The 18,080-nt window shown below is 68.1% G+C and carries 15 protein-coding genes; 5 read left to right on the top strand and 10 right to left on the bottom strand.

The genetic code is table 11. The features are described from left to right. Positions 1-80: 80 nt before the first annotated feature. Positions 81-467, top strand: a complete 387-nt coding sequence (gene crcB / locus AAFF27_09900) for a fluoride efflux transporter CrcB (protein XAH25483.1) — start codon at positions 81-83, stop codon at positions 465-467. Positions 468-479: 12 nt separating this feature from the next. Here crcB and AAFF27_09895 read toward each other — a convergent pair whose 3' ends face one another. Both AAFF27_09895 and AAFF27_09890 read right to left on the bottom strand, forming a co-directional pair. Then, a complete protein-coding gene (locus tag AAFF27_09895) occupies positions 480-1,694 on the bottom strand; it encodes a cyclopropane-fatty-acyl-phospholipid synthase family protein (protein ID XAH25482.1) in 1,215 nt (404 codons plus the stop codon). 99 nt (positions 1,695-1,793) lie between these two features. Further along, the gene (locus AAFF27_09890) at positions 1,794-3,023 is read right to left on the bottom strand and encodes an MFS transporter (protein XAH25481.1); all 1,230 of its coding nucleotides are present in this window, start codon (positions 3,021-3,023) and stop codon (positions 1,794-1,796) included. A 76-nt stretch (positions 3,024-3,099) separates the two neighbouring features. Between AAFF27_09890 and AAFF27_09885 the strand changes: the two genes are divergently transcribed. Beyond that, positions 3,100-3,963 carry a TIGR00730 family Rossman fold protein gene (locus tag AAFF27_09885; GenBank protein XAH25480.1) on the top strand — a complete coding sequence of 288 codons (864 nt, stop codon included), beginning with the start codon at positions 3,100-3,102 and terminating at the stop codon, positions 3,961-3,963. Here AAFF27_09885 and AAFF27_09880 read toward each other — a convergent pair. The 5 genes from AAFF27_09880 to pncB are packed head-to-tail and all read right to left on the bottom strand — an operon-like array spanning position 3,951 to position 10,138. After that, positions 3,951-5,132: an MFS transporter gene (locus tag AAFF27_09880; GenBank protein XAH25479.1), complete on the bottom strand. Its 1,182-nt coding sequence runs from the start codon at positions 5,130-5,132 to the stop codon at positions 3,951-3,953. The genes AAFF27_09885 and AAFF27_09880 overlap by 13 nt on opposite strands. Beyond that, entirely contained in the window at positions 5,129-6,490 is a 1,362-nt protein-coding gene (gene rmuC, locus AAFF27_09875) for a DNA recombination protein RmuC (GenBank protein ID XAH25478.1), read from the bottom strand. Before rmuC ends, AAFF27_09880 begins: the two co-directional genes overlap by 4 nt. Next, the gene (locus AAFF27_09870; GenBank protein XAH25477.1) at positions 6,487-7,473 is read right to left on the bottom strand and encodes a D-glycerate dehydrogenase; all 987 of its coding nucleotides are present in this window, start codon (positions 7,471-7,473) and stop codon (positions 6,487-6,489) included. Before AAFF27_09870 ends, rmuC begins: the two co-directional genes overlap by 4 nt. 17 nt (positions 7,474-7,490) lie before the next feature. Further along, positions 7,491-8,906: a sodium:proton antiporter gene (locus AAFF27_09865; protein ID XAH25476.1), complete on the bottom strand. Its 1,416-nt coding sequence runs from the start codon at positions 8,904-8,906 to the stop codon at positions 7,491-7,493. Positions 8,907-8,941: 35 nt separating this feature from the next. Continuing rightward, on the bottom strand, positions 8,942-10,138 hold the full coding sequence (gene pncB / locus AAFF27_09860) for a nicotinate phosphoribosyltransferase (GenBank protein ID XAH26195.1): 1,197 nt from the start codon (positions 10,136-10,138) through the stop codon (positions 8,942-8,944). Between the two features lie 194 nt (positions 10,139-10,332). Here pncB and AAFF27_09855 point away from each other — a divergent pair, with 194 nt between their 5' ends. Further along, positions 10,333-12,339: a gamma-glutamyltransferase family protein gene (locus AAFF27_09855; protein ID XAH25475.1), complete on the top strand. Its 2,007-nt coding sequence runs from the start codon at positions 10,333-10,335 to the stop codon at positions 12,337-12,339. Here the strand turns inward: AAFF27_09855 and AAFF27_09850 are convergent. After that, on the bottom strand, positions 12,336-12,818 hold the full coding sequence (locus tag AAFF27_09850) for a thioesterase family protein (protein XAH25474.1): 483 nt from the start codon (positions 12,816-12,818) through the stop codon (positions 12,336-12,338). The genes AAFF27_09855 and AAFF27_09850 overlap by 4 nt on opposite strands. Positions 12,819-12,999: 181 nt before the next feature. On the opposite strand from AAFF27_09850, the gene AAFF27_09845 reads away from it, so the two are divergent. Then, positions 13,000-14,481, top strand: coding sequence for an IS66 family transposase (locus AAFF27_09845; GenBank protein ID XAH25473.1), 1,482 nt, complete (start codon positions 13,000-13,002; stop codon positions 14,479-14,481). 107 nt (positions 14,482-14,588) lie between these two features. Here the strand turns inward: AAFF27_09845 and AAFF27_09840 are convergent, their stop codons facing one another. Then, complete coding sequence (locus tag AAFF27_09840; protein XAH25472.1) at positions 14,589-15,488, bottom strand: LysR substrate-binding domain-containing protein; 900 nt, start codon at positions 15,486-15,488, stop codon at positions 14,589-14,591. A gap of 105 nt (positions 15,489-15,593) precedes the next feature. Here AAFF27_09840 and AAFF27_09835 point away from each other — a divergent pair, with 105 nt between their 5' ends. Continuing rightward, a complete protein-coding gene (locus AAFF27_09835; protein XAH25471.1) occupies positions 15,594-16,889 on the top strand; it encodes an MFS transporter in 1,296 nt (431 codons plus the stop codon). On the opposite strand, the gene AAFF27_09830 is transcribed toward AAFF27_09835, so the two are convergent. Then, a complete protein-coding gene (locus AAFF27_09830) occupies positions 16,847-17,899 on the bottom strand; it encodes an adenosine deaminase (GenBank protein XAH25470.1) in 1,053 nt (350 codons plus the stop codon). The two genes, AAFF27_09835 and AAFF27_09830, sit on opposite strands and share 43 nt — an antisense overlap. Positions 17,900-18,080: the final 181 nt, after the last annotated feature.

Genomic DNA, 18,080 nt, shown 5'->3' with positions numbered 1-18,080 from the left:
CCGCGCTGCCGCGTGCGGATAGGGCCTCTCGGCTTGCGGCGATACTGCGCGCTCCGCCGTATTCGTCCCGCCCCGCCGCCATGCTTCCCGTCATCGCCATCTGCATCGGCGCCAGCATTGGCGCCCTCTCCCGCTGGGGCCTGGGCCTCTGGCTGAACACCCATGCGACCACCGTGCCCTGGGGCACGCTGGCCGCCAACCTCATCGGCGGCTACCTGATCGGCATCTGCGTGGCGGTGTTCCAGAGCCTGCCGCAGCTCGACCCGGTGTGGCGCCTGGCACTGGTGACCGGCTTCCTGGGCGGCCTCACGACCTTCTCCAGCTTCTCGGCCGAGGTGGTGGGCATGCTGCTGCAGCAACGCCTGGCCCTGGCCTTTGGCACCGCCTTGCTGCACGTGGCCGGCTCGCTGCTGCTGACGCTGGCAGGCGTCTACACTGCTACGTTTTTTCTAGCACAAAGCCGTTGACCCACCTGGACTTCAGGCCATTTTGACCAATATTTTCGGTAGCGGTGCAGGCTCAGCCTCGCGCTGCCGCAGCGCCGCTTCGCGCTCGGCGACGTAGCCCCGGGTGAGCGGCACGGCCTCTTGCCGGCGCGCCAGCTGGATCTGGAAGATGGCGATGTCCTGGTAGCGAAAGGCCGTCTCCGACATCGACAGATAAAACTCCCACATGCGGCAAAAGCGCTCGTCATAAAGCTCGCGCGCCTCTTCGCGCCGCGCCAGAAAACGCTCGCGCCACAGGCGCAGGGTGCGCGCGTAGTGCAGGCGCAGGATCTCGATATCGGTCACGACCAGGCCCGAGCGTTCTATCGCCGGCGTGCACTCCGACAGCGATGGCAGGCTGCCGCCAGGAAAGATGTACTTCTCTATCCACGGGTTGTTGAAGTCCGGCACGTCAGAGTTGCCGATGAAGTGCAACAGCATCACGCCATCGTCTTCCAGCAGCTCGTAGCACTGGCGAAAAAAGGCGTCGTGGAACTTGTGGCCCACGTGCTCGAACATGCCCACCGAGACGATGCGATCAAAGCGCCCTTGCGTGGCGCGGTAGTCTTCCAGCCGGTACTCCAGCGCGTCGGGCTGCGGCGTGGCGGCGCGCAGGCGCTCGGCCTCGGCGATCTGCTCGGTCGACAGCGTGATGCCGGTGACATGGCCCGCGCCCGCCACCGCCGCCAGGTAGCGCGACAGCCCGCCCCAGCCGCAGCCTATGTCCAGCACGCGCTGGCCCGGCTCCACCAGCAATTTGGCCGCGATGTGGCGCTTCTTGGCCAGTTGGGCCGCCTCCAGGTCCTGCTCGGGCGACTCAAAGTAAGCGCAGGAATACTGCCGATCCTCATCCAGGAACAGGCGGTAGAGCCGGTCGTCCAGGTCGTAGTGGTGGGCCACATTGGCACGTGCCTTGGCCGGCAGGTTGCGCTGCAGAAAGCCGCGCAGGCCCATGCGCACCCGGTCCAGCACGCGCACCGCCAGGCCGGGCCGCACCTGCTTGGAATCGCGCAGCAGCAGCTCGAGCAGGTCGTAGACGCTGCCCTGCTCCACGCACAGGCGCTGGTCCATGAACAGCTCGCCCAGTTGCAGATCCGGGTCGCGCAGCAGCGCACGCACGGCGGCGGCATCGGTGAAGCGGATCGCCACCTGCGGCGTGCCGCCATCGCCCAGCTCCAAGCGCCGGCCCGAGGGCAAGGCAATGGTCAAAGAACCGCGCCGGACCAGCGGCGCCAAGGCCCGGGCGAGTAAGCGTTCGGTAAAGTTCTGCAACATCCCCGCAGTGTGCCGCAAGCACGGCGGGGACGATCAGGCGTCGCCTGTAATTCGGTCGCGCTTCGCTAGCGAAGGGAAGAAGCGGAACCACAGCAGCGCCACAGCCACCGTCCCCACACCACCCAGCACCACCGAGCCGACCGGCCCCAGCAGCGCGGCCGTGGCGCCGGATTCGAATTCACCCAGCTGGTTGCTGGCGCCGATGAAGACCGAGTTGACCGCGCTGACCCGGCCGCGCATGGCGTCGGGCGTCTCCAGCTGCACCAGCGTCTGGCGCACCACCACGCTCACCATGTCTGCGCCGCCGGTCACGGCCAGCGCCACCAGCGACACCCAGATGTTGTGCGACAGCCCAAACACCAAGGTCGCCACGCCAAACAGCGCCACCGCGCCCAGCAAGGACACGCCCACGCGCCGCTCCAGCGGCCAGCGCGTGAGCACGATGGACATGGTCAAGGCCCCCACTGCCGGCGCCGAGCGCAGCAGGCCCAGGCCCCAGGGCCCGGTATGCAGGATGTCGCGCGCGAAGATCGGCAGCAGCGCCACCGCGCCGCCCAGCAGCACCGCGAACAGGTCCAGCGACACCGCGCCCAGCACCGGTTTGCGCTGCCAGATGAAGCGCACGCCCGCCAGCAACGTCTGCACCGACACCGGCTCGCGCGGCGCTGGTGCGTGGGCATAACGCACCTGGGAGATCAGCACGCAGCCGATCACAAACAGCACCGTGCAGGTGGCGTACACCGCAGTCGCCCCCGCCACGAACACCAGCCCACCCAGCGCCGGCCCACCGATGATGGCGGCCTGCTGCCCGGCCGACGAGAAGGCCATGGCACGCGGCAGCATCAGTGCCGGCACCAGCATGGGCGTAAGCGCCTGCTGCGCCGGCATCTGAAAGGCGCGCGCCATGCCCAGCAGCACCGACAGGCCCAGCAACAGATCGCGTCCCACCCAATGGCCTTGTGTGGCCAGCACCAGGGTCAGCGCCACCACGGCCTGCGCCACCAGGCAGGCAGCCACGATGCGGCCACGGTGCACGCGGTCGGCCACATGGCCGGCCACCAGCGTCAGCAACAGCGCCGGCGCGAACTGGTAGAGCCCGACCAGGCCCAGGTCCCAGGCACTGCTGGTCAGCTCGTACATCTGCCAGCCCACGGCCACCATCAGCATCTGCTGCCCTGCGGTGCCAAAGAGCCGGGTGGCCCAGAAACGGATAAAGGCGCGTTCTTGTAGCAGGTCGCGGAATCGATAGGCTGGCGCAGTCATGGCGCGCGAGCATAGTGCAAGCGGCTGACTGCTGCCGGACCTGCGCGCCCCCGCCGCATCCCCGACAATCGGCGGAATGGACAACACCCACAACCTGAACGACCGCCGCATCGCCGATGCCTGGGCAGAACTGCAAGCCTATGCCGACAGCGGCAACGCCCTCCAGGCCGACGCCTACCGGCTGGCCTTTTCCGACCCGGAGTTTTTGATCCGCCGTGAAACCCGCGGCATCCGCCTGCAGCTGGAAATGCTCAAGCCCGACCTGGAACAGCAGGCCCAAGGCATCGACAACACCATCGTCGTCTACGGCAGCGCGCGCTTCCTGCCGCCGGACGAGGCCCAGGCGCTGCTGGCCTCCGCCGAGGCCGCAGGCGACGCAGACGCAGTAGCCGCTGCCCGCCTGAAGGTGAAAAACGCCCACTACTACGAGCAGGCCCGCCTCTTTGCCCGGCTAGTGGCCACCGACAGCCTGCCCCGCCCGCGCGAAGAGCAGCTCTACATCTGCACCGGCGGCGGCCCCGGCATCATGGAAGCCGCCAACCGCGGCGCGCACGAGGCCGGCGCACTCACGGTGGGCCTGAACATCGCCCTGCCGCACGAGCAGAGCGGCAACCGCTTCATCACGCCCAGCCTGTCGTTCAAGTTTCACTACTTCGCGCTGCGCAAGATGCATTTCATGATGCGCGCCAAGGCGCTGGTGGCCTTCCCCGGCGGCTTTGGCACGCTCGACGAGCTGTTCGAGGTGCTGACGCTGGTGCAGACCAAGAAGTCGCGGCAAGTGCCCATCGTGCTGTTCGGGCGCGACTACTGGACGCGCCTGATCAACTTCGACGTGCTGGTGGAAGAAGGCACGATCTCTGCCGCCGACCTGAAGCTGTTCCACCTGACCGACGACCCGCAAGACGCCTGGGACTACATCCAGGCCTTCTACCGGCTGTGATCCTGCTGCTGCGCGGCCGGCAGGCCGTCGCGCAGCGACCAGGCGGCGCGCGAGCCGCCGCCTATCACCAGGCCCACAATCCAGAACACGCCTGATATCCCCACCACCGCGCCGGCCGCGCCAAACAGAACGGGCATGACTACGCTCGAGGCATTGATGGTCATCAGCCGCAGGCCCAGCGCCTCGCCGTGGCGCGCATGCGGCGTCACCTGGTGCAGCATGCTCATCACCATGGGCTGCACTGCGCCCAGCGAAAAGCCCAGCAGCACCGAGCACACACCCATGGCAAAGGCCGAAGGCAGCAGCGGGTAGACCGCAAAGAGCACGGCCGTGACAATGCTGGAGGTGGCGATCACCGCCCACTCGCGCACCCGCGCAGCAACCAACGGCAACACCAGGCGCACCACGGCCGCCGCCACCGCAAACACGCCCAGGATGGTGCCGATGGTGGAGGCACTGAAGCCGCGCTCGTGGCCAATCAGCGGCAGCACGAAGGTATGCACGTCCCAGCAGGACGACTGCAGCCAGTTCACGAACAGCAGGCGCCTGAACATGACGACGCGCAGCAGGTCCCAGACGCGCGGCTTGGGGCCTTTGCCCGACTGCGGCGCCACCACCACCGGCGGCAGTTCGCGCGTGCGGCGCGCCATGTACCAGCACACCAGCGGCAGGCCGGCCATCACGGCAAACGCCGTGCGGTAGCCCGCATGGTCGATCAGCAGCCCGGCCGCGAACGGCCCGACAAAGTTCGCCACCGCAGGCGCAATGCCCAGCCAGCTGAACACCTGCTTGAGCTGCGTGGCGCTTTCGGCGGCACGGCCGACATGGCGCTGCAGCGCGATCACCGCCGTGCCGGTAGCGCCGCCGGTGAGCAGGGCCGCCAGGCACAGCACCGGATAGATCGGGAATGCAGCCGCACTGCCCGCACCGATCACGGCCGCCACCACCGCATAGGACAGCGGCCGGCGCAGGCCATGCCGGTCGGCAAAGCGGCCCGCCGGCAGCGCAAGAAAGACCTGCGCCAGCGCGAACAGCGCCAGCAGGCCACCCACCGCAGCCGGGCTATCGCCCTCGGACAGCGCCAGCAGCGGCGCGGTCATGCGGGTGCCGGCCATGGCGGCGTGCAGAAAAACCTGCGCCAGGATCAGGCGGATCAGCTCAGGCGTCATGGGGCGGGCTCGCCCTCTGCCTCGTCGTCGGTGGCCGGCAGCAATGCCTGGGCCTGCGCATCAGGCAGCGCCTCGACGTTCTTCAGCGCGCGGCGCATCTGCCGGGTGCGGGTGTCGGCCTTGTCCAGCGTGTCGGCGGCCTTGTGCACCTGCTCGCGGATGCGCACCACCCATTCGCCGTAGCGCTCGAACTCGGTCTTGACCGCGCCCAGCACGCGCCAAACCTCCGACGCCTGGCGCTCCAGCGCCAGCGTACGAAAGCCCATGTGCAAGCTGTTGAGCATGGCCAGCAAGGTGGTCGGGCCGGCCAGCGTGACGCGGTAGTTGCGCTGCAGCGCATCCATCAGGCCGGGCCGGCGCAGCACCTCGGCGTAGAGGCTTTCAATCGGCAGGAACAGGATGGCGAAATCGGTGGTGTGCGGCGGCGACAGGTAGCTCTCGGAGATGGTTTTGGCCTCGGCACGGATGCGCGCCTCCAGCGCCTTGGCGGCCGCCTCGGCGCCTGCGGCGTCGGCGCGGTCATGGGCGTCCAGCAGGCGCTCGTAGTCTTCGCGCGGGAACTTGGCGTCGACCGGTAGCCAGACCGGTGCGCCATCGTCGCCACGGCCGGGGAAGCGAATGGCAAAGTCCACGCGCTGGCCGCTGCGCGGCCGGGTCTCGACCTGCTTGCCGTACTGCTCCACCGTCAGCACCTGCTCCAGCAACGCCTCCAGTTGCACCTCGCCAAACATGCCGCGCGTCTTGACGTTGGTCAGCACGCGCTGCAGGTCACCCACGCCATTGGCCAGCGACTGCATCTCGCCCAGGCCCTTGTGCACCTGCTCCAGCCGGTCGGCCACCTGCTTGAAGCTTTCGCCCAGACGGGTTTCCAGCGTGTTCTGCAATTTCTCGTCTACGGTCTGCCGCATCTCGTCGAGCTTGGCGGCGTTGGACTGCTGCAGTTGCGCCAGTTGCGTCTCCAGCGTGGCGCGCACCTCGGCCATGCGCCGCGCGTTGGATTCAGACAAGCCCTGCAGTTGCGTGGCCAGCGTGTTCTGCAGCAACGTGAGCTGCTGCGCAAAGGCATCGATCTGCAGGTTCTGCGTGCGTATGGCTTCTGCGCTTTGCGCGGACAGGCTGCGCTGCAAGGTGGCAAAGGCCTGCGCCAGCTCCTGCCGGCCGCTGCGCGCGTCGCCTGCCAGTTCACGGCGCAGTTCGCGCTCGCCGCGTTCGCTGCGCTCACTGGCGCCGTCGATGGCGCTCAACAACTCATCCCGCCCCTCGCTCCCTGGCCGCCGCAGCAGCAACACGACCAACAACAACACATTGACAAGCGCCAGTAGCAACAGCGCCCAACGCTCCAGGCCGATGTCGGTCAAACCGCCCTCCCCGCCACCGTATTGACCGGCGTAAGCGGGCCATCGCCATGGAAGAAGGCAATCAGGTTGTCCGCCGCCAGCCCGGCCATGGCGCGCCGGGTCGGCACCGTGGCGCTGGCGATGTGCGGCGTGAGCACGACGTTGGTCAGCGCCAGCAGATCAGGGTGCACGCGCGGCTCGCCCTCGAACACGTCCAGCCCGGCGGCGGCAATGCGGCCTTCGCGCAGCGCAGCCGCCAGTGCAGCGTCGTCCACGATGCCGCCGCGCGCAATGTTGATCAGGGTCGCAGTGGGCTTCATCAAGGCCAGCTCTGCTGCGCCAATGGCATGGTGCGATGACGCGCTGTAGGGCAGCACCAGCACCAGGTGGTCGGCCGTCTGCAGCAGCTCTTGCTTGTCGACATAGCGCGCCTTGCATTCGGCCTCCAGCGCCGGGGCCAGGCGCGAGCGGTTGTGGTAGACCACATTCATGCCAAAGCCATGCGCGCCGCGCCGGGCTATGCCCTGGCCGATGCGGCCCATGCCCAGGATGCCCAGCGTGCTGCCATGCACATCGGCACCGGCAAACATGTCGTAGCGCCAGCGCTTCCATTCGCCGCGGCGCAGGAAGTGCTCGCTCTCGGTAATGCGGCGCGCGGTGGCCATCAGCAGCGCAAAGCCGAAGTCGGCCGTGGTCTCGGTGAGCACGTCGGGCGCGTTGGTGCCCTGCACGCCGGCCGCGCTCATGGCATCGACGTCGAAGTTGTTGTAGCCCACGGCCATGTTGGCGCAGATGCGCAGCTCCGGGCAGGCCGCCAATACGGTGGCGTCGATGCGCTCGCTGCCGGTGGTCAGCACGCCCTGCTTGCCCTGCAGGCGCGCGATGAGTTGCGCGGCGTCCCAGGCTTCGTCCGCCTGGTTGTGCTCGACCTCGAAATGCTGCGACAGCAGCGCCACGGTTTCAGGAAACAGCGCGCGTGCCAGAAGAATGCGGGGCTTGCTCATGTCGGGGAAGTCTCCTATCAGAAGAAAACAAAGCTCATGACCAGGAACAGCGGCACCAGGATGGCGCCCGACCAGGCCATGTAGCCAAAGAAGCTGGGCATGCGGATGCCCCGGCTCTCGGCAATCGCCTTGACCATCAGGTTGGGCGCGTTGCCGATATAGGTGTTGGCACCCATGAACACAGCGCCGGCCGAGATCGCCGCCAGCGTGGGCGCGAAGTGGCTCATGAGCGTGGCCGCGTCACCGCCCGCCGTATTGAAGAACACCAGGTAGGTCGGCGCGTTGTCCAGAAAAGAACTGAGCACCCCTGTTGCCCAGAAATACATGACCGGGTCAGGGCTGCCGTCGGCACGGGTCACGGCCGTCACCACTGCGCCAAAGGGCCCGGCCGTGCCGGCGCGCAGCATGGCGATCACCGGGATGATGGTCAGGAAGATGCCGGCAAAGAGCTTGGCCACTTCCTGCATGGGCGCCCAGTTGAACTGGTTGTCTGCATGCACCCGGGCCGGCGTGATGGCCAGCGACAGCAGCGTGATCGCCACCAGGCCGATATCGCGCAGCAGGCCGGGCAGGCCGACCTCGGTGCCGAACACGTTGAACATCACCGGCGACTTCCACAGCCCGCTCATCAGCACCAGGCCGACGACGCCGCCCAGCAGCCAGAAGTTGATGGCGCCATCGAAGCCGAAGGCGGGCGTATCGGGTGTCGGGTCGCGCGGCAGCACGCCCTCGCGGCCGAAGTACCAGCGGTCGATGGCAAAGAACAGGGCCAGCAACGTGCCGACCAGGAACAACGTCTCTGGCAGCAGGTGCGAAACGGTCCAGAAGAAGCTCACGCCCTTGAGGAAACCCAGGAACAGTGGCGGGTCCCCCAGCGGCGTGAGCGAGCCGCCAGCGTTGGAGACGATGAAGATGAAGAAGACGATGACATGCGCGCGGTGCTTGCGGTTGTCATTGGCCCGGATCAGCGGCCGCAGCAGCAGCATGGAGGCACCCGTGGTGCCCATGAAGCTGGCCAGCACCGCGCCTATGGCCAGGATGGCGGTGTTGAGCCCCGGGCTGCCATGCAGGTTGCCCCTAATGAAGATGCCGCCCGACACCGCGAACAGCGCAGCCAGCAGCAGGATGAAGGGCAGGTATTCCGCCAGCAGCGCATGCACCAGGTTCACGCCGGCCGTCGATACGCCAAAGGTCCAGGCAAAGGGCAGCAGAAACAGCAGGCCCCAGCCCGCCGCCACCTTGCCGAAGTGGTGGTGCCAGAAGGCGGGCGCCACCAGCGGCACCAGCGCAATGGACAGCAGCAGGCCCGCAAACGGCAGGCCCCACCACGCGGCCAGCGTGGCGCCGTCCAGATCGGCGGCCCGCGCCAAGGCCGGCAGCAACAACAGGCAGGCGGCGACCGCAGCACGGCTGCAGGGCTTGGCATGGCGCATGGGCGCGCTCCTTGGGAAAGGGAAAGGGAGTGCGCTCAAACCGGCGAAGGGATCTCAAACACCTGCCGCAAATAGGCCAGGTATTTTTCGTCGTCGCACATGTTCTTGGCTGGCGTGTCCGACAGCTTGGCCACCGGCTGGCCGTTGCAGCGCACCATCTTGATGACGATCTGCAGCGGCACGTGGGCCGGCGGGTCGCCCAGGTCGTTGGTCAGGTTGGTGCCAATACCAAAGGCCAGCTGGCAGCGCCCGTTGAACTGCTTGTACAGCTCGATGGTGCGCGGCACCGTCAAGCTGTCGCTGAAGATCAGGGTCTTGGTGCGCGGGTCCACACGGTTGTGGCGGTAGTGCTCCAACAGGCGCTCACCCCAGGCAAACGGGTCGCCACTGTCGTGGCGCGCGCCATCGAACAGCTTGCAGAAGTACATGTCGAAGTCGCGCAGGAAGGCGCTCATGCCGTACACGTCCGACAGCGCAATGCCCAGGTCGCCGCGATACTCCTTGGCCCAGGTCTCAAAGCCAAACACCTGGCTGTCACGCAGCCGCGGGCCCAGCGCCTGGCAGGCCTGCAGGTACTCGTGCGCCATGGTGCCCAGCGGTGTCAGGCCCAGTTGCATGGCATACAGCACATTGCTGGTGCCTGCGAACTGGCCTTGCGGCCCGGTGCCCAGCCGGCCCGACAAGGTAGACAGGACCTCTTCATGCCAGGTGCGGCTGAAGCGCCGGCGCGTGCCGTAGTCGGCAATCTTCAGCGCCTGCAGTCCCTCGCCCTGCAACTGCATGATCTTTTGCTCCAGCCGCGCGCGGCCGTTGCCAAGGTCTGGCGTGGGCTGGGTGTTGCGGAAGTAGACCTCGTTGACGATGGCCAGCACCGGGATCTCGAACAGGATGGTGTGCAGCCACGGCCCTTCGATGGTGATGTCGATGTCGCCCGAGGGCAGCGCAGTAATGGTGATGTTGCGTGGGTTGAGCTGGAACAATCCCAGGAAGTCGACGAAGTCGCTCTTGATGAAACGCATGGAGCGCAGGTAGGCCAGCTCGGCCTCCTGAAAGCGCAGGCCGCACAGCGCCTGGACCTCTTCGCGGATCTCGGCCGCATAGGGTGCCAGCGCCACTCCCGGCGTGCGGCAGCGAAAGCGGTATTCCACGTGCGCCCCGGGGAACTGGTGCAGCACGACCTGCATCATCGTGAACTTGTAGAGGTCGGTATCGAGCAGGCTGTTGATGATCATGGTGCGGTGCAGATCAGGCCGATGCGCCGAAGGCGATGCGGGGCCATCGGGCATTTTCGCATCCCGTGCACAAGCCTGCAGCGCGAGTGGCATCAGGCTTGGAATTTGCATGCCACACTCCCTGCGCTCGAGCGCCGCCACACGGCGCCGCGCACATACCAAAAACGTCTTTGTCTCGCAGGAGGAATTCACCGATGACCCTATCCCCTCAATCCACGTCCACCAAGTCCAGGCACACGCACTGGCGCGCCACACCGCCGCTGCTGGCCCTGCTGCTTGCATTGGCTGGCTGCGGCGGCGGCAGTGGTGATGGCCCCCCCATCCCCGTCGACACCGCGCAGAACTCCTGCACGCTCAGCACCGACACGGGCAGCGTCGTGGTCGGCTCCGGCCAGGCCGGCGACCCGTCCGCCCCTGAACCTGCCAGCGGCTACCGCCTTGGCAAGACCGCCGTCTACGCCACCAAGTACATGGTGGTCACCGCCAACCCCCTGGCCTCCAAGGCCGGTTGTGATGTGCTAAAGAACGGCGGCAGCGCCGCTGATGCAGCCGTGGCCGTGCAAACCGTGCTGGGCCTGGTCGAGCCGCAATCCTCTGGCCTGGGCGGCGGCGCCTTCATGCTGTATTACGACGCCCGGACCAAGAAGGTCCAGGCCTATGACGGCCGCGAAACCGCGCCTGCCGCTGCCACAGAAAACTACCTGCGCTGGGTCAGCGACACCGACCAATCCCTGCCCCAGCCCGGCGGCGCGCGCGCCAGCGGCCGCTCCATCGGCACACCGGGCGCTGTCCGCATGCTGGAGCTGGCCTGGCGCGACCACGGCCACCGCCCCTGGAGCGAGCTGTTCACCCCGGCCATCGGCCTGGCCACCGACGGCTTCCTGATCAGCGGCCGCATGGCTGACGCCATCGCCGGCGGCGCCACCGGCCTCAAGCGTGACGCCGAGGCCACTGCCTACTTCTTCAACGCAGACGGTAGCCCCAAGGGCCTGGGCACGCGCTTGCGCAACCCGGCCTATGCCAGCACGCTCGGCACCATCGCCGCGGGCGGCGCCAACGCCTTCTACACCGGCCCGGTGGCAGCGGGCATCGTCGCCAAGATCAAGGCCACCAGCGGCGGCTCGCCGGCCGTGGCCATCACGCCCGGCCTGACCGAGCTCAGTGACCTGGCCAACTACCAGGCCAAGCGCCGCGACCCGGTCTGCACCACCTACCGCGACTACTGGGTCTGCGGCATGTCGCCACCTTCGTCCGGCGGCATCGCCGTGGCGTCGGCGCTTGGCGTGCTGGAGAACTTCAACCTGGCCCCGCTCAAGCCCACCGGCAGCCTGGCCGAAGGCGGCAAGCCCACGGTGCAAGGCGTGCACCTGGTGAGCGAGGCCGAGCGCCTGGCCTATGCCGACCGCGACAAGTACGTGGCCGACACCGACTTCACGCCCCTGCCTGGCGGTAGCTGGAACACGCTGCTGAACAAGCCCTACCTGAAGAGCCGCGCTGCGCTGATCGACACCACCAAGAGCATGGGCACGGCCCAGGCAGGCGTCTTCGGCTCGGCGGCGCAGGGCGTGTCGCTGATCGAAGAGCGCGGCACCACGCACTTCACCATCGTCGATGCCGCCGGCAACGCGGTAGTGATGACGACCACGGTGGAAGCGGGCATGGGCTCCTACCACTTCACGCAGGGCTTCATCCTGAACAACCAGCTGACCGACTTCTCGGCCGCCCCGACCGACAGCGCTGGCCTGCCCGTGGCCAACAAGCTCGAAGCCGGCAAGCGCCCGCGCAGCTCGATGGCGCCCACGCTGGTGTTCAAGAAGGCAGCCGACGGCTCCATGGGCGACTTCCTGATGGGCACCGGCTCGCCAGGCGGCGGCACCATCATTCAGTACGTCACCAAGACCATCGTCGGCGTGCTCGACTGGGGCCTGGATGCGCAGCAAGCCACCTCGCTGGTGGACTTTGGCGCCAGCAATAGCGTCACCACCAGTCTGGGCGGCGAGCACCCGGTGCTGGACATCACAAACGGGGGCAACAACGACCCGCTGATCGTCGGCCTGCGGGCGCTGGGCCACACCGTGTCCACCTCGGCGCAATCCAGCGGCATCGGTACCGTGATCAGCACCACGCGCAATGGCGGCCCGGTGCTGCAGGGCGGCGCCGACCCGCGCCGCGAAGGCATCGTGTTGGGTAACGCTAACTAGAGCGACAAGGGGGCCTGCGGTATGAACTGCAGCGCCCCCAACACCTCGCGCAGCCGGGCCGGCAAAGGCACCGGCCGGCGCGAGGCCCGGTCCACGTAGACGTGCACAAAATGGCCGCGCGCAGCCGTCAGCTCGCCGCCGGCCGCAAACAAGCCCACCTCATAGCGCACGCTGGACGAACCCAGTGCTGCCACGCGTATGCCGGCCTCCACCGCATCGGGGAAGGCAATCGGCGCAAAGTAATTGCACTGCGTCTCTATCACCAGCCCTATGGTCGCGCCGCCATGGATGTCGAGCGCGCCCTGCTCGATCAGGTGCGCATTCACCGCCGTATCGAACCAGCTGTAATAAACGACGTTGTTGACGTGGCCATACACATCGTTGTCGGCCCAGCGCGTGCCGATGGCGCGAAACGCGCGGTAGGCACTGCGCGGCTCAGGCGCGGGCCGCGTGGCGGAGGAAACGGGCGAGGTATTCATCGCGCCGGATTCTGCCAGCCGGCGCAGCAGGCAGGGCCGCGCACGCGGGACAGCGGCGCCCGCGCAGCAAAACTATGAAATAGATAGCTATAAGCCCAGTCCGCACCTGGGCTAGAGGCATATTTCATCAATATTTTGTAACTACTCAGGTCCCCGGATTCGCTAATAGACAATAGCGGCAATGCCCAGCCACCCGAGCCAGCCCGACCTCCCAGCGTTGCCCGATCTCAGCACGCTGAGCCACGCGCAGAAGGACGAACTGATCAGGATGCTGTGGCCGCTGCTGGGGCAGGTGCAATCGCTCACCGCCCAGCTCGCAGTGATGCAAGCGCGCATCACCGAGCTCGAAGCCCGGCTGGCCCTCAACAGCCGCAACTCCAGCAAGCCGCCCTCCAGCGATGGCCTGGCCAAACCCGCCCCGAAGTCCCTGCGCCCCAGCGGCCAGCGCCCTCTAGGCGGCCAGAAGGGCCACGGCGGCCACACGCTGCGCCAGAGCGCCGAAGTCGACCAGGTCATCACCCACCAGAGTGCCCCCCGCTGCAACGCCTGCCAGGAGTTGCTGGCCCAGCACGAGGTCATCGCCCAGCGCCAGGTCTTCGAACTCCCGGCGCTGCGCGCCCAGGTCATCGAACACCAACTGATCCGCTCCACCTGCCGCTGCGGGGCCGTGCACCAAGGCAGCTTCCCCGAGGGCATCAGCGCTCCCACGCAATACGGCCCCCGGGCCAAGGCCCTGGCCGTGCATTTGAACCAGCACCACCTGGTGCCCCTGCAGCGCACCTGCGAGCTCCTGCGCGACGCCTTTGGCCTGCCCCTGTCCCAAGCCAGCGTGCTGGCCTTCTGCCACCAGGCGGCCCAGACCCTGGCGCCCACGGTAGCGGCCATCGGGCAGGCCGTACAAGGCGCCCCCGTTGTGCACGCCGATGAGACCGGTATCCGGGTCAAGGGCACCCTGGCCTGGTTGCACTGCGCCGTCACGGCCTCGCTGACGTGGCTGGGGCTGCATGCCAAGCGTGGCAGCGCAGCCTTCGAAGCCCTGGGCATCCTGCCCGGCGTGCGGGGCACGCTGGTGCACGACGGGCTGGCCAGCTACAAGGGGCTGGACTGCACGCACAGCCTGTGCAATGCGCACCACCTGCGGGAGCTGACCTTCGTGCACGAGCAGATGGGCGAGAGGATCTGGGATGGCTGGGCGCGCGAGATGATGGAGCTGCTGCTGCAGGCGCAGCGCGAGGTGGCGCAAGCAGACTCACCACTTCCGCTGGAGCGCCAGGCCTGGTTCGAAGCGCAGTGGGAACAGTTGCTGCAGCGCGGGGAGCGGCTGCACCCGGAGGTCTTGCCCTCGGGGGCGCCCCGCAACAGACAGGGCCGCCACCAGCAGAGCAAGGCGTTCAATCTGCTCAAGCGCCTGCGCGTGCACCGCCGCGAGGTCTGGCGCTTCATGACCGATGCGGACGTGCCTTTTACCAACAACCTGGCCGAGCAGGCCCTGCGCATGTCCAAGGTCCGACAGAAGGTCTCGGGCTGCTTTCGCACGCGGGAGGGGGCCGATACCTTCTTTACCCTGCGCTCCTATCTGGCCACTATGCGCAAGCAGCGCGCCTGCCTCTTTGACTGCCTCATCAGTGTCTTCTCGGGGAACACCAGGCAGCCTGTGCTGTAGGGGCGATGCTGTTCGGTTGCCTGCGCTCGCCCTGCACCGTTCGGCGGGCCTGCCGCTGTACGTAGGCCCCAGGCTTCGACCACCTCTGCCCTCAGGGGGCTGAGTAGTTACAATTCCCCCACCACAACCGGCAGCAGCTCGCGCACGGTTTGCAGCAGCAGCGCCTGCAGGCGCTCGGCCGGGGCCTCCAGCGCGGCCTGGGTGCGGTAGAGCGACAGGCCCAGCCCCGGCAAGGGCGGCAGGCCGCTGCGGGCCGGGTCCAGCAGGCACAGGGAAGCCGGCAGGCCGATGCGGGTGCGCAGCGTCAGCCCCAGGCCAGAGGCTGATGCCGCCCACAGCGCGGCCACGCTGGCGCTGCTGAAGGCCGGGCGCCAGGGAATGCCGGCGCCGTCGAGCGCGGCGGTGGCGATCTCGCGCAGCGGGCATGGCGCGTCGAGCAGCACCAGGGGCAGCGGCTCGCCAACCGGCACCGGCTGCGTGGCGCTGCCGGCCGGCCCGATCCAGTGCAGGGGCAGCTCGGCAATGTGCTGGCCGCCCGGGCCGGGCGGGCCGCAGTCCCAGGCCAGGGCCAGATCCAGCGTGCCGGTGGCGATGGCCTCGCGCAGCTCGCTGCTGCGGGCTACGCGCACGTCGATCTGCACCCGGGGATGCGCGCGGGCGAAGCGGCCCAGCACGTCGGGCAGCAGGCGCTCGCCAAAGTCTTCTTGCAAGCCCAGGCGCACGCGGCCTTGCAGGTCGGTGCCGCGCACGGCGGCCACGGCCTCGTCGTTCAGGTCGAGCATGCGGCGCGCGTAGGCCAGCAGGGTTTCGCCGGCCTCGGTCAGGGCCAGGCCGCGGCCGGCCTTGCGCAGCAGCGGCGTGCCGGCCTGCTCTTCGAGCTTCTTCAGCTGCGCGCTGACGGCCGAGGTGGATCGCCCCAGCCGGTCGGCCGCGCGGGCGTAGCTGCCCAGCGCCATGCCGGTGGCAAAGCTGCGCAGCACATCGATGTCGAGGTTGATCGTGCCCATGGCAACCATCCTGTTTAACAAAACCGTAGAGCCTGAATTTTCTGATATTCAGGATCAACGCGCAGCGCAAGACTCCCCATCCCTGATACCGCGCTGGAGTTTTCGATGCCGCACCGCCCTGCCCTTGCCCCCGTGTTTGACCGCCGCCACCGCTGGAAGGTGCTGGGCGTGGGCGTGGCAGCCAATGCCTGCTTCTCTGCCGCCATCAACGGCTTGCCGACGGCTGCCGTGCTGGTGCGCTCTGGCTACCAGTTGGACAACGCCGCGCTGGGACTGGTGCTGGGCCTGATGGGCCTGGGCGTGGCGCTGGGCGAGCTGCCCTGGGGCCTGCTGACCGACCGCTGGGGCGACCGGCCGGTGCTGCTGCTGGGCCTGGGCAGCACCGCCGCCGCGCTGGCGGCCATGGCGCTGTGGGGTTCCCCCTCCGCCGGCCATGTGCCCGGGCTGGCGCTGCTGGCCTGCGGGCTGCTGCTGGTGGGCTTGCTGGGCGGCAGCGTCAACGGCTCCAGCGGCCGCGCGGTGATGACCTGGTTTGGCCCCGAGGAACGCGGCCTGGCCATGAGCATTCGCCAGACCGCCATCCCGCTGGGCGGCGGCCTGGGCGCGCTGGTGCTGCCGGCGCTGGCCCTGCACCAGGGTTTTGCGGCCGTGTATGCGCTGCTGGCCACGGCCTGCGTGGTGACGGCCATGCTGACCTGGCGCTGGCTGCATGAGCCGGCCGGGCCTGTTGCCACGGCGGCCGTGGCCGATGCCGGCAGCCCCGCGCCCGGCCCGCTGCGCGACCGCCAGATCTGGCGCCTGGTGCTGGCCATTGGCATCCTGTGCGCGCCGCAATTTGCCATCCTGAGCTTTGGCACGGTGTTTTTGCACGACGTGCTGCATGCCGGCACCGCCGTCACCACCGCCGCCATGGTGGCGCTGCAGACCGGCGCCATGGTGATGCGCATCGCCAGCGGCCGCTGGACCGACCGCCACGGCCACCGGCGCGGCTACCTGCGCGCCTGCACCGGCCTGAGCGTGCTGCTGTTTGCCGTGCTGGCCGCAGCCGCGCTATATGCCGGCCGCGCCGTGCCGCATACCGCGTTGACGGTGGCAGTTGCCGTGTGGCTGGCGCTGGCCGGCACCTGCGTGTCGGCCTGGCACGGCGTGGCCTATGCCGAGCTGGCCACACTGGCTGGCGCGCGCCGCGTGGGCACGGCGCTGGGCATGGCCAATACCGCCGTGTTCGTGGTCTGCTTTGCCACGCCGCTGGCGATCGGCCAGGGGCTGCCGCTGGCGGGCTGGGGCGGCGTGTGGCTGGGGGCGGCGTGCTGCGCGCTGGCGGCGCTGCCGCTGTTTGCTCTTGCGCGCGGGCAGCGTCAGGCAAAGCTGCGGAACACCTCGTCCAACTGCGCCACATAGCCGCGCTTGGCCTCGTCCGAGGCAAAGCTGCCCTCAAACGCATTGCGCCCCAACTGGTAGGCGTGCCGCGCGGTCAGGCCGGTGGCGGCGAAGGTCTGCAGGAAGTTGTCGTTCATGTAGCCGCCGAAGTAGGCGGGGTCATCTGAATTGACGGTGGCCACCAGGCCTGCGTCCAGCAGCGCGCCCAGGTTGTGGTCGGCCAGGTCGGGGAAGACGCAGAGCTTCTGGTTGGACAGCGGGCAGACGGTGAGGGGAATGCGCTCGCGTGCCAGACGCGCCATCAGGTCCGCGTCGTGGATGGCCTGCACGCCGTGGTCTATGCGCTCTACCTGCAGCACGTCGAGCGCGCTCCAGATATAGGCCGGCGGGCCTTCCTCGCCGGCGTGGGCGACCAGGCGCAGGCCCAGTTCGCGGCTGCGCGCGAAGACACGGGCGAACTTCTCGGGCGGGTGGCCCAGCTCGCTCGAATCCAGGCCGACGCCAATGAACTTGTCGCGAAACGGCAGCGCCGCCTCCAGCGTGGCAAAGGCGTCTTCCTCGCTCAGGTGGCGCAGGAAGCACAGGATCAGCTCGGCGTCTATGCCGAAGTCGGCCTTGGCATCCGTGCAGGCGCGGTGCAGGCCATGGATCACCGTCTGCATCGCCACGCCGCGCGCAGTGTGGGTTTGCGGGTCAAAGAACAGCTCGGCGCGCAGCACCTTGTCGGCCGCAGCGCGCACAAAGTAGGCGCGCGCCATGTCGTAGAAATCCTGCTCCTGCAGCAGCACGCTGGCGCCGGCGTAGTAGATGTCGAGGAAGCTCTGCAGGTCGGTGAAGGCGTAGGCGCTGCGCAGCGCATCGACGCTGGCATAGGGCAGCGCCACGCCATTGCGCTCGGCCAGCGCAAAGATCAGCTCGGGCTCGAGCGAGCCCTCGATGTGGATGTGCAGCTCGGCCTTGGGCATGGCGCGCAGCAGATCGGGCAGGCGGGCGGGGGAAATGGCGTCGGGCGCGAAGGGGAAGTCCGTCATGGCAAGGCAGGTCTCAAAAGAACACAGGGAAATGCCTTGCAGGATACGTGCAAGCTTTTACGGCCTTGGTGGCGGATTTGTATGGGGGCGCTATGGAAATCGTGAATGGGCGGGCTGTGTGGCCTCCGCGCACAGGCCGAAACTACTGAATTGATAGCTAATAGCCCAGGTGGCGCCTGGG

Source organism: Xylophilus sp. GW821-FHT01B05 (genome assembly GCA_038961845.1).
Taxonomy (GTDB): domain Bacteria; phylum Pseudomonadota; class Gammaproteobacteria; order Burkholderiales; family Burkholderiaceae_C; genus Xylophilus.
This window is presented reverse-complemented; position numbering and strand designations above follow the sequence as displayed.